Genomic DNA, 24,673 nt, shown 5'->3' with positions numbered 1-24,673 from the left:
CGAGGCGTTACTGCCCGGCTGCTTCTTTCTGTGCGAGGCTATCGGTCATCTTCAGGCCGCCCAGTACCAGATAGGTCTCCGGCTTGTCCTCACCAATTGCCGCTTCGGCCGGAGCGGCATTTTCCTCTGCCTGCACCGTGACGCCCGGCTGCATGGCTACCGGCTGTGCGGCAATAATTGGCTGGGTGAGGGAAGTTTCCTGCGGCTGCAGCACCGACAGCGTAAGCCCTAGCGCTGCCACGGCCGAAACCAGCCCCGCGCCTATCGCCAGCCAGCCGATTCTCTGGTTTCTGCGCGAACCTGCCGCCGCTTGAAGCACGGCCGCTTCGGCGCTCGACTGCTCCGCTTGCGCGCGCAGACGCGCGCTTTCCTTCTCTTCCAGTTCGGCGCGTAGCCCCGCGGCCTGCGCCGCTTTCTGCGCTTGTCTTGCCTTGGTCTGCGCCGCTTCGCGGGCGCGCTGTTCGGCGGCTTCGCGTTCTTCCAGAATCGCATTCGCCTGCGTCTCGGCCTTCACGCGCATTTCGATCTCGGCCAGCAGCCGCTGCTCGTTTTCCAGTTTTACCCGCTGCTGCTCCAGCAGTTTTTGCCCTTCCTCATGCTGGCGCTGCGCAAGCTGTCCGGCACGCTCCGCCATGGCCGCCTGTTCCGACGCCGTCTGCCGTGCAACCTCCTCGGCTTGCAGGCGTTCCCGCTCCGCTGCCGCGGCCTTGCGTGCCTCTTCGACATGCAGCCTCGCCATTTCCTCCGCATGCTGCGTCGCGGTGTCGCGCGCCAGTTCCGCATCGGCGATCTGCTTGCGGAAGGCCACGGCGGCATGCGCCTCGGCGCGGATTCTTTCCTCCGTCGCCTGGAGCGCCCGGCTTTCCTCATCCGCGCGGACTTTGGCCATGTTCATGAGGCGCACCGCCGCCAGCTCCTTCTCCCGCGCGACCTGCGCGGCCTGCTCATTCAGCCTGCCAGTCGCCTCGGCGGCCTCAATGGCGCGCGTCTCGAGCTTGATGCACTCGTTATACGCCTCGATGGAGCGCAGCTCGGCCGCCATGCGCGCCTCGATTGTGGCGAGGGCCTGCTTCTCGGCCTCGATGTTCTGCTCGGCCATCCGCAGCGCCTCGCGCGCCGTGGTGATGCGCTCATTTGCCGCATCGATCTCGCGCTTTTCGGCCTGCAGTCTGGCGTCCATCTCCCGTGCGGCAAGCAGCTCCGCCTCTGCATGCTGCTGGGCGAGCATGGCCAGATCCTGCTCCGCCTGGAGCTTGTGCGCGGCAGCCTGTTTGGCCGTGGCCTCGGCATTCAGCCGATCCCGCGCCTCCTGCTCGGCGCGGCGCAGCAGGGTGTTGGCTTCCTCGCGCTGCTGCAATACCTTCTTGTCGGCTTCGGTCTGAGCCTGCAGCAGCGCAGCCGCCTCCTGCTCGGCCTTGAGCTTGCGCTCCGCCGTCACCCGCGCGGCGGCTTCCGCTTCGGCGCGCTGACGGGCCATCTCGTGGGCGAGGCGCTCGTCGCGCTCGCGCGACTCGGCATCGACCCTTGCCTGCTCCTCGGCGAGCTTGCGCTGGGCGGCAAGCGCCGCGGCAGTCTGCTCCGCCGCCATCCGCGCCTTCGCGGCCTGCTCGGCGTCGCGGAATGCGGCCAGCCGCTGCTCGATTTCCTGCAGCACCATCGCCTCGGCGCGCGCGCGCGAATCCGCAGCCTCGGCGGCGGCCCGCTCGGTCTGGAGCTTGGAGGCCGCGAGTTCGACGGTCAGCTGCTCCTTGCCGATCTTTTCCTCGATGGCGCGCGCGATCGCCTGATCCGTCGATTCCTTTTCCTGGGCAAGCTTTGCAAGCTCCTGCTCCAGCTTCGCGCGGTTCTCCGCCGCCTGGGTGGCGCGCTGCTCGGCCTCGGCGCGCTGGCCGATCTTCTCCAGCTCGGCCAGTTCGGCGTCGGTCCGCACCTTGGCAAGGCGCGCCTCCTCGGCTTCCGCTTCCGCGCGCTGCAAGGCTGCTTCGCGCAGGCGCGACTCCAGCCGCAGCTTTTCTTCGGCATGCTCCTTCTGCGCCTGCTCCGCCGCAAGGCGCTCCGCAACCGCATGCTCGGTACGTGCCAATATCTCAGAAATGCTGATGCGGATGGAATGGATTTCGGCCTCGGCGCGCTGCTTGGCATCCTGCTCCGCCTTGCGCTGCTGCTCGATCAGCACCGCAAGTTCGCGCTCCGCCTTGGTCCGGCTCTCGGCGGCAGTACGCGCGAACAGCTCGTGCTGGAGGCGCTGGTTCATCTCGTCCTGCGCCTCCTGCTCGGCGCGCAGCCGCGCCTGGTTTTCTTCCTGGATGCGCAGCTCGCAGGACAGCTTCTCCTGCAGCTCGCGGGCCAGCTTCTTCTCGGCATCGAGCTTGGCCTGAGTGATCTCCCCGAGGCGTACCTCGTCCTTGCTGTTGGCCTCGATCAGCGCGGCCAGCTCCGCCTCGGTACGCGCGCGCGCCTGGGCCACTGCGCGCGCGTGCGCCTCGGCGCGGGCGCGCGCCTGCGCGGAAATGTCCGCCTGCGCCTCGGCCTCGATGCGCGCGCGTGCCTCCTGGATGGCCTGCGATTCGGCGATGTATTCCTCGCTGTCGTTGTTGACGAGTCGGATGATGGCTGGTTTCGACATGGCGCTGCTCCCTTGTGCTGGCCGGTGCGCGATTGCACCCATTACCACACCGTCAAGATAGCAGTTCGGACGGCAGGCAAAGCGGGAAACAGAACGGAAAAACCGGGTTATTTCGAGGAGAAAATCAAAGGCCGCTGAGCACCTTGAGATGAGCCAGCGCGCTGCGCCCCAGCGCGGGCAGTTCGTAGCCGCCTTCGAGCACCGAAACGATGCGGCGCTGCGCATATTCCTCGGCGATTCGCTTGACCTCCGCCGTCACCCAGGCGTAGTCCGCCTCGGTAAGGCGCAGCCCCGCCATGTCGTCGTCGCGGTGCGCGTCGAAGCCTGCCGAGACCAGCAGCAACTCGGGCCGGAATCGCTCCAGCGCGGGCAGCCAGTGTTGCGTGACCGCGGCGCGGAAACCGGCCCCATCGGTTCCGGCGGGAAGCGGCACGTTGATGATGTGGTCGTTGCCACTGTCCGCCCCCTTGTAGGGATAGTACGGATGCTGAAAGGTGGAGCACAGCATCACGCGCGGATCGTCGTGGAAGATGTCCTCGGTGCCGTTGCCGTGGTGCACGTCGAAGTCCGCGATCGCGACGCGCTTGAGGCCATGCTGCGCGAACGCATGCGCCACGCCGACCGCGACGTTGTTGAAGATGCAGAAGCCCATCGCGCGCCCGCGTTCGGCGTGGTGGCCGGGCGGGCGGATGTTGCAGAAGGCGTTCTCGACCCTGCCCGCCATCACGAGATCCACGCCCAGCACCGCCGCACCCGCCGCACGCAGGGCGGCCGGATAGCTGAACGGGTTCATCGCGGTGTCCGGGTCGAGCTGCACCATGCCGTGCTGTGGCGCGGCAGCCGCAATAGCATCGACATAGTCTACGTCATGCACGCGCAGCAACTGTTCGCGCGTCGCCTCCGGCGCCTCGTGGCGCTGCAGGTAATCCATCAGCCCGGCGGCGATCAGCCGGTCCTCAATGGCATGGATGCGCGCCGGCGATTCCGGATGGTATTCGCCCATGTCGTGCTTGAGGCAGAGGGGATGAGTGATGTAAGCAGTCTGCATAATGGCGCCCCGGCGATGGCTCGGTGCTATCATACCCAACATCCCCATCCCCTGAGGAAAGATGTCATGGGCAAACATTACCTCAGCACCCTGTTCGCCCCCAAGTCGGTCGCGGTGTTCGGCGCGAGCGACCGGCCCGACTCGGTCGGCCAGATCGTGTTCAAGAACATGCTGGAGAGCGGCTTCCAGGGCGCGCTCTACCCGATCAACCCGAAGCATCCCGAGGTGCAGGGCAGCCCCGCCTACGCGCGCATCGCCGACATCAATGAATCCGTGGAACTCGCGGTGATCGCCACGCCGCCGCAGACCGTGCCGGGGCTCATCGAGGAGTGCGGTATCCACGGCGTGAAGGCGGCGGTCATCATCACCGCGGGCTTCGCCGAGGCCGGCGCGGAGGGCGCGGCGCTGGAGCGCCAGCTTCTGGAGACCGCGCGCCGCTACGGCATCCGCCTCATCGGGCCGAATTGCCTCGGCATCATGCGCCCCTCCATCGGCCTGAACGCCACCTTCAACAAGGGCGGCGCAAACCCCGGCAACATCGCCTTCGTCTCGCAGTCCGGCGCGCTGTGCACCGCAATCCTCGACTGGGCGCAGGTCAACGACGTCGGCTTTTCCAGCGTGGTGTCGATGGGCTCCTCGACCGACGTGGACTTCGGCGAGATCCTCGACTACCTGGTGTCCGACGCGAGCACCTCCAGCATCCTGATGTACATCGAGGGCATCCGCAACGCGCGCCGCTTCATGAGCGCGATGCGCGCCGCCGCGCGCATCAAGCCGGTGATCCTCATCAAGGTCGGCCGCCACGCGGCGGGCTCGAAGGCGGCACTGTCGCACACCGCCTCGCTGGTCGGCGCGGACGACGTATTCGATGCGGCGGTGAGCCGCGTCGGCGTGGTGCGCGTGCAGTCCGTCACGCAGCTCTTCACCGCCGCCAAGGCGCTCTCCTGCGGCTTCCGCCCCGTCGGCAACCGCCTCGCCATCGTCACCAACGGCGGCGGCCCCGGCGTGATGGCCGCCGACCGCGCCGCTGACCTCGGGCTTGCGATGGCCACGCTGTCGGACGCCACCATCGAATACCTCAACCAGCACCTGCCGCCGAACTGGTCGCACGGCAACCCGGTGGACGTGATCGGCGATGCGCCCGCGGAGCGCTACCATCACGCCGTGAAGGCCTGCCTCGAGGACGATAACGTGGACGGCGTGCTCGCAATCCTCACGCCGCAGGCGATGACCCGTCCGCTCGAATCGGCGCAGGCGCTGATCGCCCTCGCCGACACCCACAGCAAGCCGCTGCTGACCTGCTGGATGGGCGAGACGCAGGTCGCCCCGGCGCGCGAGGTTTTCTCGAAGGCGCGCCGGCCGCACTTCCGCACACCGGAACCCGCGGTCGAGGTGTTCTCGCACCTTTCCGCCTACTACCGCAACCAGAAGCTCCTGATGCAGATGCCCGGCCCGCTCTCGCACCACGCAGAGCCGGACGTGGAAAGCGCGCGCCTCATCATCGAGGGCGCGATGCAGGAGCACCGCAAGGTACTCACCGAGATGGAATCCAAGGCGCTGCTCTCCGCCTTCCGCATCCCTGTCGCGCGCACCATGGTCGCGCACTCACCCAACGAAGCGCTGCTGATCGCACAACAGATCGGCTTCCCGGTCGCGATGAAGGTCAACTCACCCGACATCACGCACAAGAGCGATGCCGGCGGCGTGGTGCTCAACCTCAACAACGCCCACGAGGTGCGCGCCGCCTACCAGCACATCATCGACAACGTACAGCATAACCGCCCCGGCGCAAAGGTGGACGGCATCTCCATCGAGCCGATGGTCGTCAAGCCGAACGGGCGCGAGCTGATGATCGGCGTGACCAGCGACCCGGCGTTCGGCCCGGTGATCACCTTCGGCGCGGGCGGCACTGCGGTCGAGGTCATGGGCGACCGCGCCGTCGCGCTGCCGCCGCTCAACGGCTTCCTGGTGAACGAGTTGATCCGCGGGACGCGCATCTCGAAGATGCTCGGCGCGTTCCGCCACATGGCGCCCGCCAGCATCGAGGCGCTCGAAGACGTGCTGCTGCGCGTCTCGGAAATGGTCTGCGAACTGCCGCTGCTCAAGGAGATGGACATCAACCCGCTGATCCTCGACGAGCATGGCGCGCTTGCCGCCGATGCGCGCGTAGTGGTCGAATACCGCCAGCCCAGCGCCGACCGCTACGCGCACATGGCGATCTACCCCTACCCCACGCAGCTCGTCAGCCAGTGGCAGCTCGCCGACGGCACCGACATCACCATCCGCCCGATCCGCCCGGAAGACGCCGACCTGGAGATACGCTTCGTACACGGCCTGTCGGACGAATCCAAGTATTTCCGCTTCATGAGCAGCGTCCAGGAACTCACCGAGACCATGGCGGTGCGCTTCACCCAGCTCGACTACAGCCGCGAGCTCGCGCTGGTCGCCGTGACCGGCGAAGAGGGCAAGGAAGTCGAGCTCGGCGTGACGCGCTACGCCATCAACCCGGACGGTGACACCTGCGAATTCGCGCTGGTGGTCGCGGACAGCATGCAGGGCAAGGGACTCGGGCAGAAGCTCATGGTCGCCCTCATGGAAGCCGCGCGCGACCGGGGACTGTCGGTGATCGAAGGCGAAGTGCTGGTCAACAACCACAAGATGCTCAAGCTCATGACCCGCCTCGGCTTCGCGATCAAGCCGAGCGAGGAGGACCCGGGCATCGTGAAGGTGAGCAAGGCGCTTTAGGGCTTCCCCGGCAGGACTTTGCCATTACGGAAAACAAAAACGGGCCTCGATTCGAGGCCCGTTTTTTGCCGGGAGATAAAATTTGGGCACGGAAACAGGTATTCAACCAGGATACAAATAAATTACTTGAAATCCCATTTCATCTGCTCCTGGACACTGATGTTTTCTGATGTTTTTGCACACAGGCCGACATAACTCGTAAAGCGCGGCGGTTGCGCTATGCCTTCGGCAAGCAGCCTTTCATTGTCGAAAACATAATTCAATTCGGCAAATCCCCCATACAAGCGAAGCGCCTGCAAAACAAGCCGCCTGTTGCATGGCCCGACACGCTCCTTGAACTCGTCGGCGAGTTCCATGATTTCATCCTGGCTCACCTTTTGATAGTGGGTGCTGCATGGCTCCACTCCGCGTGCCCTCGCCATCGGGATGTCTATTTCTTCGATCGTGCAACTGCTCCCCACGCCAGCCGAAACATGGTAGAGGTCATGAGCAAGCTGCTCTTTCAGGGCAAGCTTCACCAATGCATCCGCACAATAATCGACAGGAATGATATCGACTTTCTCGTCCAGCCCGCATGTGAACTTTCCAAGCATCTGCACCATGCGGAGCACCCAGAAAATACTGCCCGAGGGCTTGCAGCCCAAACGGGTATGGCCAACCACGATCGATGGGCGGGCGACCACGAATGGCAACTCCGGCAGTTCGCTCCTGATCTTGTGCTCGATTTCGGCTTTCGATGCAGTGTAGGGCACAAGGTGCTCTTCTTCCGGCGCAATATCCCAAGATTCCCTGATCGGCGACTGATGATTGGTGCCGCAAGCCATCGCGGTGCCCACATGCAGGAAGCGCTTCAACTTCTGCGATTTCGCCATTCTTTGCGCAAACGCAAAAGTGCCAACCACATTGACGGGTCGGATAAGCGGGTTATTGGCAAAAGAAGCGATTGCCGCGCAATTGATCACATGGGTAACATCATCAAGGCGCCGGTCGCCCGTAAATGCAATGACATCGTTGAAATCGCCGAGCAGGATCTGGCCTTCGGTCAATCCATTTAACTGCGAGGCTGGAACCTCGAACAACTGAAGCTGCTGCCGGATTCGTTCGAGACCTTCCCCGGCATTCGCAGCGCGGACCAACAACAGCAATGAGGAAGCCAAACCGCGCTGAATCAGGTTCGCAACAACGGCGCCACCAAGAAAACCGGTTGCGCCCGTAACAAGAATATATGACATTATGAGGGGGGCCTGAATTTTGTGTAAACGGAATTCGTCAATGCTGCGGCATCCTGTCGCCGAGCTGGATAGTAACCCAGTTGAGTGCGGCCTTCCAGTCCCTTATCGGCATCGTCCATTTCCGGCTGATATTTTGCTGGGCGAGATAGAACAGCTTTAACAGCGCCTCGTCGGGCGGAAACGAGCTTCGGTTCTTGGTGATCTTCCTCAGGCTCATGTTGAGCAACTCGATGGCATTGGTGGTGTAAACCTTCCTGATCTCCGGCGGGTAATCGAAGAACAGAATGACGCACGCCCAGTTGCGCCGCCAGGACTGCGCGATAGTCGGCTCCCCATTTTGCCTCGAATTCATCCAGCTGCTGTTCGGCTTCTTCGACCATGGCGGCACTGTTTGTCGCCCAGTCGCTCAATATCGACCTCACACTGGGGCAGCAACTGACCCTCCTCAGCGTTGCTGATGCTGACCTTACGAAGTCAAAGGTACCGAAGTCAAATTTGTTTTTAGTGATTTAGGGCAAGGCTGAAGCCAAGCGCCGCCGGAACACATAGACGGCAGATTCCAGTTCGGGCGGTAGCACCAGCGCCGCCAATCCCCTGTCCTCCTCCAGCTCGAAGGTCGATTGCTGCCGGTAGTCTTTCCAGTTACCGAAGGCGAATTGGTGGCGGCTGCCGATGACAATGTAGAGCTGCACGCTGGGCGTGGCGAACACGTGGCGCTCGAAATCATTCTGCGACGGCGGCCATGAGCAGATGACCACCTCTGGGGAGTAGGTTGCTAGTGCCTCGCGCGCATCGAGTTTGACGACCCAGTCGGGGTATTCCACGGATTGGCTCCAGCCGTGACTGTCTGTTGCGGCGATCTCTACCCCCCTACCCCTCAGGAAGCGCGTCAGCGTGCCGTCGCCCGCGCCGATCTCCAGGCAGCTTCGGGAGGCGATCATTCCGGCCAGCGCCTCGACCAGTTCGCGCGAATAGAAGCAGTAGATGCCCTTCGGTTGCACCAGCGGCATGAGGCGTTTCTTCTGCCAGACCATCGGCCAGAGCAGGCGGAACCAGAACAGCGACACCGGCTTGCGCGCCAGCCCCCTTGAAAACAGCAGCTTCTGCGCGACGAAGCCGTTGAACCAGTTGAAGCGCAGCCTGCCTTTGGTCGCGCCTGCATCGGCGGCCAGCGTGGAGAGGCAGAGCTTCCTGACGGACTCGTGCGCCATGCGGCTGCGGATGAATTGCGACAGAGCGGCTTCCCGGTTTTGCTGTGATTTTTTGGGCGGCGCGGCGAGGCGCTCGAGGTAGGCCTTGAGTTCCTCCGCCGCGCCGCGCTCGACGATGGCGGAAATCTCCCGCTGCACCGCCGCCCATTCTGCGGGGTACCGGGCGCATAGCTCATCCAGTGAGGGGTTGGCCTTCAGCCACTCCAGGGTTTTCGTGTAGCCCTCTTGCTTCATGAAAATATTCGACACTGCAGGAATGAGTGGGGCGAAGCTTACTACCCCACCGCTGGAATGTCAGCCAGCCAGGTGCGAACCCTGGCCTGCGCTTGTTCCAGATTGACCGCCGCGTTGTGGCTCAACGGGTCGCCCAGCTCGAAACCGTAACCGCGGATACGCAGCAGGAAAGCGGGCGGCGCATCCTCTCCATACACCTGCCGGTAGCTATGCAGCAGCGCAAACGGCGTCATCGCATGACTGGTGTAGCTGTGGTCATGCGCGGCAGCGATCTCCGAAAAGTGAAACGGCTCAACACAGGACATATCCGCATCGACGAACAGCACCGCGCTGCGCCCGGCCAGGTCGGTGACATGCTCGACCTGCAACTGGTAATCCTCGATCAGCTCGACCCGCCCTACCGTACCTTCCAAGCCTTCAAGGCTGCGCACCAGCAGCGGAGCCAGTGCATCGTCACCGCGCGATTCGTTGCCGATGGCGAAGACCAGGATGGGCGCTGCCATCAGCACTGTGCGCAGAACGTTCCATCCGACGAGCGCGTCAGCACATCGACCCACCCCCCTCCGGCATCCAGCAGCTCCACCTCCAGCGGCATCTTGCCCAGCGCATGGGTCGCGCAGGACAGGCAGGGATCGAAGGCGCGGATCGCCACTTCTATATGGTTCAGTAGTCCCTCGGTGAGTTTGCGCCCGTCGAGATATTGCCGCGCCACCTGGCGGATCGCCTCGTTCATCGCCTGGTTGTTGTGCGTGGTGGAGACGATCAGGTTGCAGCGCGTAATCTGGTCGTGCTCGTCCACCTTGTAGTGGTGGATCAGCGTGCCGCGCGGCGCTTCGATCACACCGACGCCGCGCTCCTGGCGCTCCCCAATGTTGACCAGATCATTGCCCTGCAGGTCGGGATCGTGCAGCAGCTCCTGGATGACCTCGGCGGCATGCAGCATCTCGATCATGCGCGCCCAGTGGAAGCCCAGCGTCGCGCCCGCCGCACGGCCGGCATCGAAGGCGAGGAACTCCTTGCGCTGCGCTTCGGCCAGCAGCGTCGGGATGAAGTCGCACTGCGCCACGCGGCTCAAGGGCCCGACACGGTACCAGCCCTGCTCCGGCCCGAGGCTGCGCAGGAACGGGAATTTCATGTACGACCACGGCTTCACGTCCTCGAAGATCACGTCCCAGTAGTGGCGGTAGTCGTAGTGGTCGAACAGCGTGTTGCCGTCCCTGTCGCGCGCACGCAGCCCGCCGTGATACAGGTCCAGCGCGCCGTCACTGCGCACCAGGTTGAGCGTGTGCGCCGCGAAGCGCCCGAAGCCGTTGTACAGGTCGAGGTTCTGCTCGAACAACTGCCGCGCCATCGCCACCGCGTCGCGGCTCCATGCGATCATCTGCTCTATATCTTTCAGGAGGTAGTCGCGCTCCTCGGTGCTCACGTTTTTGTTCACCCCGCCGGGAATAGAGCCGGTGCCGTGCACGCGTTTGCCCGCTGTGACGCGAATCACCTCCTGCCCATATTTGCGCAGCAGCACGCCCTGTCTGGCGATCTCGGGATGGGCGGCCGCGATGCCGACGATGTTGCGCTGCGCGACATCCGAATCGAAACCGAACAGCAGATCGGGCGCGGAGAGATGGAAGAAATGCAGTGCGTGCGATTGCAGGATCTGGCCGTAGTGCATCAGCCGCCGCACCTTCTCCGCAGTCGGCGTGAGCGTCGCCCCGACGATCATGTCCATCGCCTTGGATGCCGCGATATGGTGGCTCACCGGGCAGATGCCGCAAAGCCGCTGCACCATCACCGGCGCCTCCCAATAGGGCCGCCCCTGCACGAATTTCTCGAAGCCGCGAAACTCGACGATATGCAGCCGCACCTGGTGCACGCGGTCGTTCTCGTCGAGCAACAGCGTGACCTTGCCATGACCCTCGACGCGCGATACCGGGTCGATGGCGACGCGGCGCAGGTTCTCCGGGTGTTTAGCGGTTTCGAGGTCAGAGTTCATTTACCCACCCATTTCGTGTCTTTCATGGACAAGAATTTTTCAATCATATTTGATAAGCCCATGCCCCAGTTCCGGCGTCCTGCCCGCGATCAGGTCGGTGAGGAACTTCCAAATCGCGTCGCCCGAGGGCGGGCAGCCGGGGATGAAGTAGTCGATCTTCACCACTTCGTGCAGCGGATGCACCTTGTCGAGCGGCAGCGGCAGCTCCGGGTCGTTCGGGATATGGCCGTGCGCCAGCCCCGGTTCGGTGAGGTACACCTCGGTCAGGCAGGAGCCGAGGTCAAGGTGGTTGCGCTGCGCGGGCAGGCCGCCTGTGACGGCGCAGGCGCCGATGGAGATCAGTATCTTGCAGTTCTTCCGGAACTCGCGCAGCACATGCACGTTTTCCGCGTTGCAGATGCCGCCCTCGATGATGCCGATATCGCATGGCCCGCAATGCTTGATATCGGTGAGCGGCGAACGGTCGAATTCGACGAGGTCGAGCAGCGGGAACAACCGCTCGTCGATGTCGAGCAGCGACATGTGGCAGCCGAAGCAGCCCGCGAGCGAGGTGGTGGCGATGCGCAGTTTCTTGCTCATGATCTCCCCTCGCAGGCGGGGCAGTCGCCGCCATCCGGGTGGCGCGGCGCGTCGTCCAGTGCCTGCGCGCTGACCGGGCGCTGGTCGTAGCGGCGCTTGCCGATCGGCACGCTGAAGCCCCTGCCCTTCCTCAGGATCACCCCGACCGGGCAGACCTGCATCGCCTTGTCGGTCAGCGCCATATCGGTATCCACGAGCTTGCCCGACTCGGCGTTGACGATGAGGTGCTTCCCGATGCCGCGCCCGGAGAAGGCGAACACGTTCTTCTTGTCCACCTCGCTCGATGCGCGCACGCACAGCTCGCAGAGGATGCAGCGGTTGTAGTCGAGCAGGATGTCCGGGTGCGAGGCATCCAGTGGACGGCTCGGGAACAACTGGTCGAAGCGCGGCGTCATCATCTGCAGTTCGTAGGCGGTGGCCTGGAGTTGGCAGTTGCCGCTGGCCTCGCACGACGGACAGAAGTGGTTGCCCTCGACGAACAGCATCTGCACCAGCGTGCGGCGCAGGCCGTTCAGTTCCTCGATGTTGCTTTGCACTTCCAGCCCGGCCTCGGCTGGCAGGGTGCAGGAGGCCATGGTACGCCCGCCGATCTTGACCGTGCACACCTTGCAACTGCCGTGCGGCTTGAATTCCGGGTGGTAGCACAGGTGCGGGATGTAGCGTCCCGCCGCGAGCGCGGCCTGCATCACGGTCTGCCCCGCCTCGAACGGAACGCTTGCGCCATCGAGCTGGAAAGTATCGCTCATGCTTCCTCCGCTTTCAGGTGCGCTCCCGCATCATCGCGCCCGGTCATCTGGCGTGCGCGCGCGAGTGCACCGTCGAGATCGAAGGCCGGCGAGAACACCAGCGACTTGAGGCGGTTCTCGTAGGCCGGGCGGAAATGCTTGAGCGTGTGCAACACCGGGTTGCAGGCGCTGCGCCCGAGCCCGCAGTGTGAGCCGGTCTGCAGCACATGGTCGAGATGCTCGATCTCCCCCAGGTCGTGCTGCGTGCCGTGCCCGGCGGCGATCTTGTCCATGGTCTTCTTCAGCAGTGCAGTGCCGACGCGGCACGGGGTACAGAAGCCGCAGCTCTCGTGCGCGAAAAAATGCACGAAGTTGCGCGCCACCTCGAACAGGTCACGGCTGTCATCGAACACCATGAACGCCCCGGCGGTGGGCAGATCTTCGAAGCCCAGCCTGCGGTCGAACTCATGCTCGGCGACGCACACACCGGAGGGGCCGCTGACCTGCACCGCGCGGGTGTTCGCCGCGCCGCAGTCCTGCAGCACCTCGCGCACCGATACGCCGAACGGATATTCGTAGATGCCGGGTCGCGGGCAGTCGCCGGACACCGAAATCAGCTTGCTGCCGGAAGATTTCGCCGTGCCGATGGCGCGGTAGTTCTCCGCGCCCATCTGCAGCGCCAGCGCGGCGCTGCAGAAGGTCTCCACGTTGTCCACGGCAGTCGGTTGCTGCCGGTAGCCATGAGTCACCGGGAACGGCGGGCGATTACGCGGAATGCCGCGCTTGCCCTCGAGCGATTCGATCAGCGCCGATTCCTCACCGCAGATGTAGGCGCCCGCGCCGAGGTGGATGACGATGTCGAAGTCGAAGCCAGGCTGGTTGAGGATGTTTTTCCCGAGCAGGCCGGCCTCGCGGCGGCGCTGCAGAACAGCCTGCAGGGATTCCAGCAGATAGGCGTATTCGCCGCGCAAATAGAGGTACCCATGCTGCGCGCCGATGGCCAGCGCGCACAGCGTCATGCCCTCGAACACCAAGTCGGCATAAGAGGTAAGTAACACGCGATCCTTGAAGGTGCCTGGCTCGCCCTCGTCGGCGTTGCACACCACATGGCGCACCTCGCCCGGCGCGCTGCGGCACGCCTCCCATTTCTGCCCGGTGGGAAAGCCCGCACCGCCGCGACCGCGCAGGCCGGATTGTTTGATGGCTTCGATGATATTTTCCGTTCGCCCTGAGCCTGTCGAAGGGCTTCGTGGTTCGACATGCTCACCACGAACGGCGGATAACGCCAGCGCGGCACGCAGCACATCTCCTGGAGCGATGTTGTTATCGAGCAGCGGGCCACGGCGGCGGATGTTGTCTTCGACGCGAAAGAAGTCGGCCGGCCAGTCGGTCAGAGAAGTGCGGTTGCGGATCAGGCTGCCGATCTCCTGCACGCGCTGGTGGGTAAGGCACGTGATGGCTCGTCCGTTGACCAGCATCGCCGGCCCCTGGTCGCACATGCCGGTGCAGGAGGTAGTGTTGATGCTGACCAGGCCGTCTTCCGAGACCTTGCCCGGCTGCAGCCACAACTGTCGGCACATCTGCTCCATCAGCGCCTCGCTGCCCTGCATGCGGTCGGTGATGTTGTCGGAGAACAGCACGCGGTACGCACCATTCGGCTGCAGGTGCAGGAAGGAATAGAAACCGGCGACGCCTTCGACCCGCGCGCGCGGGATGCCAAGGTTGGCACCGAGATAGGTCATTGCAGCGGGGGAAATGCAGCCGGCCAGATCCTGCACTTCGTTCAATATCTGAAGCAGGGCTTCCGGACTGCGCGCGTGACGATCCAGTATCGAATCAAGATCAGCCGTGTGTATCTCGCTACCTCCCGCCATGAAGCGCTCCCGTATGGATGACACGCTGCCGCGTTATTCTCCGGCTGATTCTATGTCATGCCTGCAGGTCTGCGCAATGCGCGGGAAAGCGTATATCTCCCTGCAGCCTGGTAGCCGTCGTCCCCTCAGAACGCGCAGATGCCGGTTTCCGGATTGCAAGTTCCCGATGTGAGCGGTTCCCAGAAGCATCCATTGCCAGCTGCCACACGGCGGATATGGCCTTTTTCTGCCAAGCCAGCAAGGGTAGCTTCCAGTTCCCCCGGCGCGAGGTCGAACACGGTAGCCAGTTCCACCGGTGCCACACGTCCGTATGCCCGGATAAATCCGAGCAAGTTTTCCGCGTTCTTTTCCGGCGCATGCCACTGAAGCGTGCCACCGCTCAAGGTGTCGATGACGGCCTGCATGGCGCTGAAACTTTGGTAACCGCGCAGCATCAGCTCACGGTCGTCATAGCGCAACAGAAAGGTTGGAAAACCGCGTACTCCGTAACTGCGCGTCGTCGCCAGATCATCGCGGAAGGCCTTTTCGGCAGAGCCATCGTTGAGGTGGCCGATGAACGCAGCGACGTCGAGGCCCACTTCGCTGGCCAGTTCGATCAATACTTCACGGCGGCCGGTTTCCCGCGCCTCGGCAGCGGATGCTTCGCGCATGCGCCGCAAGTAGCGGGCGGCCAGATCGGGATTCGTCAGTTCGGCCGCCTTGAAAGCGATATTCTGCGGGTAGGTGGATACGGTCTCGGCGGTGAACAGCCGGAAACCTTCGGTGCGCACTGGCATGCCATGACGCTCCGAGGCTTCCAGCCAATGGCGGGCAATTGAGGAATTGGATCGGTCCGGGTCGCCGCCAATATCGTTGGCTCGGTCGTAGAAGGCGCGAATATCCTCTACCAGCCCGCCCATTACATAGCGTATACGCAACTGCTCGCCGTAGCCTATCTCCAGCTTACGCAGCACCGGTTCGCTGCCCCAGCACCAGGTGCACACCGGATCGGTGAAAGCGAGGATTTCGAAAGTCGGCTGGTTTCCCATGTCTATTCTTTCAGTTATTTGGAGCTGCGCCTGTTTTCGGCACCGGACTGCTCCGCCGCACCGTGTCGATGCCACGCCGCTCAGACAGCTCGTGACCTGTACGATCGCCTTATTCGCGGCTGGCGCCCCCTCCCGCACCGGACGGCTGCGCTTTCCTCGGGCCAGTCCGCTCAGATAGAGCACCTGAAACTTGCAGGTTTGCTTTTCGCGGACGCACCATCTCCGGGGTGCGGCTGTGACACGTTACTGGCGTAAGCCAGCCGTTTGCGGGAACAGCCGTTGGCAACCCCTCCCGAACCAGACGGCTCCGCCGCACCGTGTCGGGGTTGCTACCCCGCAAGCGGGGCCCCGCTCCGCCCTCCGATAGTGCTACTCCCATTCAATCGTAGCCGGAGGTTTGCCGGAGATGTCGTAGACGACGCGGTTGATGCCGCGGACTTCGTTGATGATGCGGTTGGAGACTTTGCCGAGCAGGTCGTAGGGCAGATGCGCCCAGTGCGCGGTCATGAAGTCCTGGGTCTGCACCGCGCGCAGGGAAACCACCCATTCGTAGGTGCGGCCGTCGCCCATCACGCCGACGCTCTTCACCGGCAGGAACACGGTGAAAGCCTGCGAGGTTTTTTCGTACCAGCTCTTGCCGTCGGCATCTTTGGTGGCGTGCAGCTCCTCGATGAAGATCGCGTCTGCCCTGCGCAGGAGATCGGCGAACTCGCGCTTCACCTCGCCGAGAATGCGCACCCCGAGGCCGGGGCCGGGGAACGGGTGGCGGTACACCATGTCGTGCGGCAGACCTAGCGCAATGCCCAGTTCGCGCACTTCGTCCTTGAACAGTTCGCGCAGCGGTTCGAGCAGCTTGAGGTGCAGGCTTTCCGGTAGGCCGCCGACGTTGTGGTGCGACTTGATGGTGTGCGCCTTCTTGGTCTTCGCGCCGGCGGATTCGATCACGTCCGGATAGATGGTGCCCTGCGCGAGCCACTTGGCCTGCGGCAGTTTTTTCGCCTCGCGCTGGAACACTTCGACGAACTCGCGCCCGATGATCTTGCGCTTCTGCTCCGGGTCGGTCACGCCCGTCAGGTGCTTCATGAATTCGCCGCTGGCATCAACATGGATGACCTTCATGTGCAGATGGTTGGCGAAGGTTTCCATCACCTGCTCTGCTTCGTTGAGACGCAGCAGGCCGTTGTCCACGAACACGCAGGTGAGCTGGTCGCCAATGGCGCGATGGATCAGCGCCGCCGCCACCGAGGAATCCACCCCGCCGGACAGCCCGAGGATCACTTCGTCGTTGCCGACCTGGGCGCGAATCTTCTCCACCGCCTCGCCGATGTAGTCCGGCATGTTCCAGTCCTGCGCGCAGCCGCAGATGTCGTGCACGAAGCGGCCGAGGATCGCCTTGCCCTGATGGGTGTGGGTCACTTCGGGATGGAACTGCACCGCGTAGAAACGCCGTGCCTCGTCCGCCATCGCCGCGATGGGCGTCGCGGGGTTGCTCGCGATCACCGAGAAGCCAGGCGGCAAGGCAGTCACCTTGTCGCCATGGCTCATCCACACGTCGAGCAGGCCGTGGCCCTCGGCGTTGCTCTTGTCCTGGATGTCGTCGAACAGCTTCGAGTGGCCGCGCGCGCGAATCTCGGCATAGCCGAACTCACGCACCTTGCCGCTTTCGACCGCGCCGCCGAGCTGCGCCGCCATGGTCTGCATGCCGTAGCAGATGCCGAGCACGGGCACGCCGAGCTCGAACACGAGTTGCGGCGCCTTGGGGGTCTCTTCCTCATAGACCGAATTCGGCCCGCCGGACAGGATGATGCCGGAGGGATTGAAGGCGCGAATGTCGGCCTCCGCCATGTCCCACGGATGCAGCTCGCAATAGACATGCGTCTCGCGCACGCGGCGCGCGATGAGCTGGGTGTACTGGGAACCGAAGTCGAGGATGAGGATTTTTTTGTGCATGTCAGGAACCGTGAAAAATGAAACGTGAAATGTGAAATGTGAAACGTAATGGCAGTTACCTTTCACGTTTCACGTCTCACGTTTCACCGGATTTAATCAATATGGTAATTCGGCGCTTCCTTGGTGATCTGCACGTCGTGGACATGCGACTCGCGGATGCCGGACGAGGTGATCTCGACGAACTCGGCCTTGGTGTGCATCGTGGCGATGTCGGCGCAACCGAGGTAACCCATGCTGGCGCGCAGACCGCCCATCAGCTGGTGGATCACCGCCAGCACGCTGCCCTTGTAGGGCACGCGGCCCTCGACACCTTCCGGCACCAGCTTGTCCTGATTGGCTTCGCCTTCCTGGAAGTAACGGTCGCTGGAGCCCTGCTGCATCGCGCCCAGACTGCCCATGCCGCGATAGGATTTGTAGGAGCGCCCTTGATAAAGTTCGATCTCGCCCGGCGCTTCCTCGGTACCGGCGAACAGGCCGCCGAGCATCACCGCATGCGCGCCCGCCGCGATCGCCTTGGCGATGTCGCCGGAATAACGGATGCCGCCGTCGGCAATCAGCGGCACGCCCGTTCCCTGCAAAGTCTTCGCCACGCTCTGGATCGCGGCGATCTGCGGCACGCCGACGCCCGCGACGATGCGCGTGGTGCAGATCGAACCGGGGCCGATGCCGACCTTCACGCCATCCGCGCCGTGATCCAGCAGCGCTTGCGCCGCGCCGCCGGTGGCGATGTTGCCGCCGATCACCTCGATCTGCGGGAAGTTTTCCTTGACCCAACGAACGCGATCCAGCACGCCCTGCGAATGGCCGTGCGCGGTATCCACCACGATCACGTCCACCCCGGCCTCGGCCAGCAATGTGACGCGCTCTTCCGTCCCCTCGCCCACTCCGACCGCCGCACCGGCGCGCAGGCGGCCATGGCTGTCCTTGCAGGCGCGCGGATGTTCGCTGGACTTAAGGATGTCCTTCACCGTCATCAGGCCGCGCAGTTCGAATTCGTCGTTGACCACCAGGACGCGCTCGATGCGGTGCTTGTGCATCAGGTTGCGCGCCTCGTCGAGGCTGGCGTTTTCCCTGACGGTGATGAGCCGCTCGCGCGGCGTCATGATGTTCTGGATCGGCTGGTCGAGGTTGCTCTCGAAGCGCAGATCGCGGTTGGTCACGATGCCCACGAGCAGTTTGCCCTGCACCACCGGCAGGCCGGAAATCCTGTGCTGGCGCGTCAGGGCCAGCACGTCGCGCACCGTCATGTCCGGCGTGATGGTGATGGGATCCTTGACGACGCCGCTCTCGAAACGCTTGACCTTGGCGACCTGGGCGGCCTGCGCATAAGCCGGCATGTTCTTGTGCACGATGCCGATGCCGCCCTCCTGCGCCAGCGCGATCGCCAAGCGTGCTTCCGTGACGGTGTCCATCGCGGCGGAGAGCACCGGAATGTTCAGGCTGATGTTACGGGTAAGCTGGGTGCGCAGGCTGACATCGCGTGGCAATACGTTGGAATAGGCAGGAACGAGCAGAACGTCGTCAAAGGTCAGTGCTTTCTGGATGATGCGCATGGAACAACCCCCGGCAAAGCGCGCATTATACGCATGACGGGCAGGCCGGTAAATCGATTCTCCCGCTCTGCCCGGCCGGAAAATTTACAGCGCGGTCTGGTCGGTTTCTCCGGTGCGGATGCGGATAACCTGCTCCACCGTCGAGATGAAGATCTTGCCGTCGCCGATCTTGCCGGTGCGCGCGGCCTTGATGATCCCTTCGACCGCCGTATCGAGCAACTCGGCGGGAATCACCACCTCCACCTTGATCTTGGGCAGGAAGTCGACCACGTATTCCGCGCCACGGTACAGCTCGGTATGCCCCTTCTGCCGCCCGAAACCCTTCACCTCGGTGACCGTCAGACCGCTCACCCCCAGCTCGGAAAGCGCCTCGCGCACCTCGTCCAGCTTGAACGGTTTGATAATCGCTTCGATCTTTTTCATGGTGTGCTCCCTGAGTGCGTTGGTTTGTTGTTACGTATATGTCTGCCCGGTTGCATCAGCGCAGTTCGCTGTATACCACCGACAGGATTTCCAGCTCCTGGATGCCGCCCGGCGTGCGCAGCGTCACCACCTCGCCTTCGCGCAATTTAAGCAGACCGCGCGCCAGCGGCGAGACCCAGCTTATCAGGCCGCTTCCCGCATCCGCCTCGTCCACGCCGACGATGCTGTAGGTGCTCTCGCTTCCGGCCTCGTCGCAGACCGTCACGGTCGCGCCGAAAAACACCTGGTCACACTCGCCGCGCCGCGCCGGATCGACGACCTCGGACTGCTCCAGGCGTTTGTGCAGGAAACGCACGCGGCGGTCGATCTCGCGCAGGCGTTTCTTGCCGTAAATATAGTCACCGTTTTCGGAACGATCCCCGTTGGAAGCCGCCCAGGCGACCGTCTGCACCAGCGCCGGACGTTCCACCTTCCAGAGCTGCTCCAGTTCCTCTTGCAGCCTGCGGTAGCCGTTAGGCGTGATGTAATTTTTGACGCCTGCCGGCAACCGGGCCGGCTGTCCCGCTTCGTCATCTTCCTGTGCGTGCGCTTTGCCCATGCCGCGAATTTTACAACAAGGCCGGCTTCCACCGAATAAAACTTGCGGCGATAGCCGACCGTGGTGAAATCGATTTAAAATGAACGCAAACAAGGCTTCCGGGGTATCATCGCCAAGCCGGCTTCATTGAACTCAACCGCTCAATTCCTGATGCGCCCTGACACGTGCATATTGTTGATTAACCGCAAAGAGGTAACGACGTGATTCGCTCTCCCGAAATTTTCAAAGTATTGCAAATGGCCCCCCTGTTCCAGGGAGTATCCAGCAAATTACTCGTCGAGAAGCTGGTTCATTCCAGGGTGCGCGCCTTGAATTCGGGTGAAACATTGCTGGTTCCAGGCCAAGCCAACAATGTAGTCTATGTCGTCCTTTCCGGACGCCTGCGCATTCAGACCAAGGATAGCGGCGTCGAGCCCATCGCCATGCTTGGCGAAGGAGAATGCGTAGGAGAAGAGTCCCTCATCGGCGACGTGCATATTCCGGCATACGTCATTGCCGCGACCGAGTGCAAACTGCTTGCGATTGAACACCCCGCGCTATGGGAGCTGATCGATGCCTCGCACCAGGCCGCGCACAACATGCTCAGCGTGCTGAGCATGCGCATTCGCCCCGCCGCCCAGGTCATCATGGAAAGCCACGAGAACCATAGCGGATTTTCAGGCACCCCGATCGTCGATGAAATGACCGGACTTTATAACCGGCAATGGATCGAGGAGAAAATCAGCCGCTACCTGCGCCGCTATATTTACGACAAGCAGCCCAGCTGCCTCATGATGGTGAAAATAGACCGATTCAGGGAGCTGGAGGACAAATACGGCGAACTCGGCAGCGAGCAGGTGCTGCGGGATACCGCGCACACCATGTCGTCCTGCCTGCGCCCGGATGACCAGGCCGGGCACTTTCTCGGCGAACAATTCGCGGTCTTCATGCCGCACACCGCCCTGTCCGAAGGCTGCATAGGCGCGGAAAGACTGAGAACGGCGATCAACGAAGCCGTGATAGTGCTGCCCAGCGGCGATGCCCTGCCGCCTACCAGCGTGTCCCTGGGCATCAGCCCTACTCATCCGGATGACACGCCGGCCAGCCTGCTTGACCGCGCGAATGAGGCTCTGCAGCTGGCAATCCAAAGTGGCGGCAACTGTGTAAAGTGGCATGATACGGAGCCGGGACGCGAGACGGCGCAGCCACCGGTAAACACGCCATCACCGGCAAATGTGCAACCATCGGCGAATGCCAATGCCGCTCCGCCCGTCAAGCCGTTCATGTCTCTCTGGACCGGTGCACAGCCTGAAGTGAGAACGCCTCGCCCTGCCAATGAGAACTGATTCAGAACTGCTCAAGGAATAATGATTACACGGATCTTGAATACCGAGGTATTCGGGTTCGGCTGACTGATCGGAACCAAAAAATCCACGGTCCGATTGTCACAGATATTGCGCGATGAAAAACCGCGCAATCGTTTGATTGGCGTCCCCTACGAGATTCGAACTCGTGTTACCGCCGTGAAAGGGCGATGTCCTAGGCCTCTAGACGAAGGGGACTTGACTCAGTTTCTTTGGTGGAGGTAAGCGGGATCGAACCGCTGACCTCTTGCATGCCATGCAAGCGCTCTCCCAGCTGAGCTATACCCCCGGTACCTCGAAAGAGCGCGCATTATAGTGATGCGACCTATGCTTGTAAAGCCGACTTCCGAAAAAATTAGAAGTTGCCTTAAAAATTCGCGAGGATGGATAGATGCAAGGCGCACGGGCGTTGCATGGCCATTCGACTAGGCTGGCAAAAAACGCCAGCAAGTCGCTGGTCAACGCAGCAACCGGAATGTACACAGAAGCACATGAGGATTGTGACAACGAAGTTGCGGTGAAGGCTCACATGCGCAGCATGTTATGCCGAAACCAATACCGCGCAACGCCGCAGACGCCCTTCGCAGCAATTTTCAAGACAGCTTCTTACAGGTGCCTTCCCATGCGCGCCAACACGGTTTCGCGCGGGAACAATGCGATCACCGCATCGACCGACGGCGTGTGCGTCTGCCCGACCAGTATCACGCGCAACGGCATCGCCAGTTTGGGCATTTTCAGGTTATGTTTAGCCAGCAATTCCTTGATCAGCGCGTTCAGCGCCGGAGCCTCCCAGACAACATCGGCGAAACGTTCCGCGAGTTCGCGCAGCGCGGGCAGCACTTCCGGCACGAGATGCGTATCCAGCAGCTCCTGCGCGGGATGCAGATCGATGTAGAACACCTCGGCGGCGTCGGCCAGTTCGTTAAGCGTTGCGACACGTTCCTTGTACAGCGCGATGACGGCTTCCAGTGCAGGGGCTGCGCCCACCGTCACGCCGCGCGCTTCGAGGCGCGGCCGCACCAGCGCTTCGAGACGCGCATTGTCGGCCGCCTTCAGGTAATGCTGGTTCACCCAGTTCAGTTTTTCGGTGTTGAACTGTGCGGCGGACGGCGTGATGTGGTCGAGGTCGAACCACTGGCAGAACTGCTCCACCGAGAAAATCTCCTCGTCGCCGTGCGACCAACCCAGGCGCGCCAGGTAATTGATCACCGCCTCTGGCAGGTAGCCGTCTTCATCATACTGCATCACGCTGACTGCGCCGTGGCGCTTGGAGAGCTTGGTGCCGTCATCGCCGAGGATCATCGACAGGTGCGCGTATTGCGGCACCGTCGCGCCCAGCGCCTTGAGAATATTGATCTGGCGCGGCGTGTTGTTCACGTGGTCGTCGCCGCGGATCACGTGCGTGATGCCCATCTCCCAGTCGTCCACCACCACGCAGAAGTTGTAGGTCGGCGTGCCGTCGCCGCGCGCAATGATCAGGTCGTCGAGCTCGCTGTTCTCGAACACGATCCTGCCCTTGACCTGGTCGTCCCACGTTGTTACGCCGTGCAGCGGGTTCTTGAAGCGCACCACCGGTTTGATGCCCTCCGGTGGCTCCAGCAGCACCTTGCCCGGCTCCGGGCGCCAGCGCCCGTCATAGCGCGGCTTCTCGCCGCGCGCCCGCTGTGCCTCGCGCAGCGCCTCCAACTCCTCGGCAGTCATATAGCAGTAATAGGCCGTGCCTGCGTCCAGCATCTGTTGGATCACCACCTTGTAGCGGTCCATGCGCCGCATCTGGTAATACGGCCCCTCGTCACAGTCGAGGTTCAGCCATTTCATTCCGTCCAGGATCGCCTGCACCGCTTCGGGGGTGGAGCGTTCCACATCGGTGTCCTCGATGCGCAGGATGAAGGTGCCGCCGTGCTTGCGGGCATACGCCCAGGAAAACAAGGCGGTGCGCGCGCCGCCGATATGCAGATAACCGGTCGGGCTGGGAGCGAAACGAGTGCGTACAGTCATAGGGATAAACAGGAATGGCAAGCGATAAGGCGCGCATTTTACGCCAGCTTGGCTGTCGCGCACACAAAGTTGTAGCCGGGGTCATTGACTGAGGCCACCGCGTTATGCTCTAATTCGCGCCCTCTTCGGGGCGGTTAGCTCAGCGGTAGAGCACTGCCTTCACACGGCAGGGGTCACTGGTTCGATCCCAGTACCGCCCACCATCGCAACTATATGATGCGATGAAGAAATCAAGCAACTTCCGATTTCTCCCCTATCCCAAATCGTTCCGATTGCTCCAAATTTTCTCCACGAGAGCAATGGAGTGTGTTCGATGGCATCAATTCGACAACGAGGGATTTATTGGGAAGCGCGAGTCAGGCGAGACGGCTGGCCTACACTCTCTCGTAGCTTTAACAACAAAGCCAATGCACGAGCTTGGGCCACGGTCATCGAATCCGAGATGGAGCGCGGCGTCTTTATCGATCGCACCGAGGCAGAGAAAAATACCCTAGGTGATTTGCTCCAACGCTATCTCACCGAAATATCCAGCCAGAAAAAAGGCCACGACTCCGAACGTTACCGACTTATATCGCTCCAGAACGATCCGATTGCCAAATTCAAAGTCGCAGGTCTATCCGGAAAACTGATGGCCGAATGGCGAGATCAGAGGCTAAAGGAAGTTTCCGGCTCTACAACCAATCGAGATCTGAATCTCATTTCCCACGTTATCAACGTAGCTCGGAAAGAATGGGGTATCCACATCGACAATCCTATCTCAATGATCCGCCGGCCGGCGGAAAACCGCGCACGTAGCCGTCGACTCGGTATTGGAGAAGAAGAGAAACTATTGGCTGAGCTGGAAGAAACAACCAGGTCGGAGCGTGGCACTTTCAAGGAAGGCGGCTCCAGGAATCCATGGGTACGTCCCTTGGTAATCCTTGCATTGGAAACGGCCATGCGCCGTGGAGAACTGCTGTCGCTGCGTTGGGCGGATGTGTTTCTCGCTGATCGATATGTCCGGCTTCACGACACCAAGAACGGAGAATCACGCGACGTGCCTCTTTCTGCACGTGCCTATGAGGTTCTGGCTGGTCTACCAAGACATATCTCAGGACGAGTTTTCCCAATAACGGCGGACGCCATCAAAAAAGTCTTCACACGAGCTGTGGAGCGTGCAGACCTTGGTGATCTGCACTTCCACGATCTGAGACATGAGGCGACCAGCAGAATAGCCGAGAAGCTGGACAACGTACTAGAACTATCTGCCGTAACCGGACACAAGACGCTCTCAATGCTAAAACGCTATTACCATCCAAGGGCAAAGGACTTGGCCAAAAAGCTTGGATAGGCGCAAACAATCTCAGTCGCGAGCTGATCTGACAGGATTAGATAACTGTCCACATCATGCCCATGCAGGTAAAAACGACGCCAAGTTGATATTCCTAATTATAAATATCCATATGAGGGTCGTGGAAGTGCAGATTTTGGATAACTGCACTTCCACGAACAGAGGCATTAAACGTCCTGCAGAATA

18 protein-coding genes, 3 tRNA genes and 1 pseudogene are annotated in these 24,673 nt (G+C 62.3%); 4 read left to right on the top strand and 18 right to left on the bottom strand.

Annotated features, from left to right (window positions below):
• Positions 1–7: 7 nt before the first annotated feature.
• Both ACRRNM_RS02220 and ACRRNM_RS02215 read right to left on the bottom strand, forming a co-directional pair.
• Positions 8–2,626: a hypothetical protein gene (locus ACRRNM_RS02220; RefSeq protein ID WP_435626620.1), complete on the bottom strand. Its 2,619-nt coding sequence runs from the start codon at positions 2,624–2,626 to the stop codon at positions 8–10.
• A 124-nt stretch (positions 2,627–2,750) separates the two neighbouring features.
• Positions 2,751–3,674, bottom strand: a complete 924-nt coding sequence (locus ACRRNM_RS02215) for a histone deacetylase family protein (RefSeq protein WP_435626619.1) — start codon at positions 3,672–3,674, stop codon at positions 2,751–2,753.
• Positions 3,675–3,740: 66 nt separating this feature from the next.
• Here ACRRNM_RS02215 and ACRRNM_RS02210 point away from each other — a divergent pair, with 66 nt between their 5' ends.
• Positions 3,741–6,419: a bifunctional acetate--CoA ligase family protein/GNAT family N-acetyltransferase gene (locus ACRRNM_RS02210; RefSeq protein WP_435626618.1), complete on the top strand. Its 2,679-nt coding sequence runs from the start codon at positions 3,741–3,743 to the stop codon at positions 6,417–6,419.
• Between the two features lie 122 nt (positions 6,420–6,541).
• On the opposite strand, the gene ACRRNM_RS02205 is transcribed toward ACRRNM_RS02210, so the two are convergent.
• From ACRRNM_RS02205 to greB, 13 genes and pseudogenes are all read right to left on the bottom strand, one after another.
• On the bottom strand, positions 6,542–7,651 hold the full coding sequence (locus ACRRNM_RS02205; protein WP_435626617.1) for an SDR family oxidoreductase: 1,110 nt from the start codon (positions 7,649–7,651) through the stop codon (positions 6,542–6,544).
• Positions 7,652–7,688: 37 nt separating this feature from the next.
• Positions 7,689–8,025: pseudogene (locus ACRRNM_RS02200) on the bottom strand (transposase); the annotation flags it as partial.
• 135 nt (positions 8,026–8,160) lie between these two features.
• A complete protein-coding gene (locus ACRRNM_RS02195; protein WP_435626616.1) occupies positions 8,161–9,096 on the bottom strand; it encodes a hypothetical protein in 936 nt (311 codons plus the stop codon).
• 41 nt (positions 9,097–9,137) lie between these two features.
• Positions 9,138–9,599 (bottom strand): hydrogenase maturation protease, encoded by a 462-nt coding sequence (locus ACRRNM_RS02190; protein WP_435626615.1) that lies wholly within the window; start codon positions 9,597–9,599, stop codon positions 9,138–9,140.
• Entirely contained in the window at positions 9,599–11,086 is a 1,488-nt protein-coding gene (locus ACRRNM_RS02185; RefSeq protein ID WP_435626614.1) for a Ni/Fe hydrogenase subunit alpha, read from the bottom strand. The genes ACRRNM_RS02190 and ACRRNM_RS02185 overlap by 1 nt, the downstream gene beginning before the upstream one ends.
• Before the next feature lie 39 nt (positions 11,087–11,125).
• On the bottom strand, positions 11,126–11,665 hold the full coding sequence (locus ACRRNM_RS02180) for an NADP oxidoreductase (RefSeq protein WP_435626613.1): 540 nt from the start codon (positions 11,663–11,665) through the stop codon (positions 11,126–11,128).
• A complete protein-coding gene (locus ACRRNM_RS02175; RefSeq protein WP_435626612.1) occupies positions 11,662–12,411 on the bottom strand; it encodes a 2Fe-2S iron-sulfur cluster-binding protein in 750 nt (249 codons plus the stop codon). The genes ACRRNM_RS02180 and ACRRNM_RS02175 overlap by 4 nt, the downstream gene beginning before the upstream one ends.
• The gene (locus ACRRNM_RS02170) at positions 12,408–14,288 is read right to left on the bottom strand and encodes an NAD(P)H-dependent oxidoreductase subunit E (RefSeq protein WP_435626611.1); all 1,881 of its coding nucleotides are present in this window, start codon (positions 14,286–14,288) and stop codon (positions 12,408–12,410) included. Before ACRRNM_RS02170 ends, ACRRNM_RS02175 begins: the two co-directional genes overlap by 4 nt.
• 101 nt (positions 14,289–14,389) lie before the next feature.
• On the bottom strand, positions 14,390–15,292 hold the full coding sequence (locus ACRRNM_RS02165; RefSeq protein ID WP_435626610.1) for a DsbA family protein: 903 nt from the start codon (positions 15,290–15,292) through the stop codon (positions 14,390–14,392).
• A 369-nt stretch (positions 15,293–15,661) separates the two neighbouring features.
• A complete protein-coding gene (guaA, locus tag ACRRNM_RS02160) occupies positions 15,662–17,242 on the bottom strand; it encodes a glutamine-hydrolyzing GMP synthase (protein WP_435626609.1) in 1,581 nt (526 codons plus the stop codon).
• Between the two features lie 92 nt (positions 17,243–17,334).
• On the bottom strand, positions 17,335–18,795 hold the full coding sequence (gene guaB, locus ACRRNM_RS02155; RefSeq protein ID WP_435626608.1) for an IMP dehydrogenase: 1,461 nt from the start codon (positions 18,793–18,795) through the stop codon (positions 17,335–17,337).
• Between the two features lie 84 nt (positions 18,796–18,879).
• Positions 18,880–19,218 (bottom strand): P-II family nitrogen regulator, encoded by a 339-nt coding sequence (locus tag ACRRNM_RS02150; RefSeq protein WP_435626607.1) that lies wholly within the window; start codon positions 19,216–19,218, stop codon positions 18,880–18,882.
• 55 nt (positions 19,219–19,273) lie between these two features.
• On the bottom strand, positions 19,274–19,816 hold the full coding sequence (greB, locus tag ACRRNM_RS02145) for a transcription elongation factor GreB (protein WP_435626606.1): 543 nt from the start codon (positions 19,814–19,816) through the stop codon (positions 19,274–19,276).
• 236 nt (positions 19,817–20,052) lie between these two features.
• Here greB and ACRRNM_RS02140 point away from each other — a divergent pair, with 236 nt between their 5' ends.
• A complete protein-coding gene (locus tag ACRRNM_RS02140; protein ID WP_435626605.1) occupies positions 20,053–21,141 on the top strand; it encodes a GGDEF domain-containing protein in 1,089 nt (362 codons plus the stop codon).
• Between the two features lie 140 nt (positions 21,142–21,281).
• On the opposite strand, the gene ACRRNM_RS02135 is transcribed toward ACRRNM_RS02140, so the two are convergent.
• From ACRRNM_RS02135 to gltX, 3 genes are all read right to left on the bottom strand, one after another.
• A tRNA-Glu gene (locus tag ACRRNM_RS02135) sits at positions 21,282–21,357 on the bottom strand.
• Positions 21,358–21,372: 15 nt separating this feature from the next.
• Positions 21,373–21,448: transfer RNA gene (locus ACRRNM_RS02130), tRNA-Ala, on the bottom strand.
• Positions 21,449–21,765: 317 nt separating this feature from the next.
• Entirely contained in the window at positions 21,766–23,157 is a 1,392-nt protein-coding gene (gltX, locus tag ACRRNM_RS02125; RefSeq protein ID WP_435626604.1) for a glutamate--tRNA ligase, read from the bottom strand.
• 128 nt (positions 23,158–23,285) lie between these two features.
• On the opposite strand from gltX, the gene ACRRNM_RS02120 reads away from it, so the two are divergent.
• Together ACRRNM_RS02120 and ACRRNM_RS02115 are read left to right on the top strand one after the other, a co-directional pair.
• A tRNA-Val gene (locus ACRRNM_RS02120) sits at positions 23,286–23,360 on the top strand.
• Positions 23,361–23,470: 110 nt separating this feature from the next.
• Positions 23,471–24,487 carry a tyrosine-type recombinase/integrase gene (locus ACRRNM_RS02115; RefSeq protein ID WP_435626603.1) on the top strand — a complete coding sequence of 339 codons (1,017 nt, stop codon included), beginning with the start codon at positions 23,471–23,473 and terminating at the stop codon, positions 24,485–24,487.
• Positions 24,488–24,673: the final 186 nt, after the last annotated feature.

Source organism: Ferrigenium straubiae, assembly GCF_051257895.1.
Taxonomy (GTDB): Bacteria; Pseudomonadota; Gammaproteobacteria; order Burkholderiales; family Gallionellaceae; genus Gallionella; species Gallionella straubiae.
The sequence above is the reverse complement of the archived record's forward strand: the minus strand, read 5'-3'. Positions and strand labels throughout refer to the sequence as shown.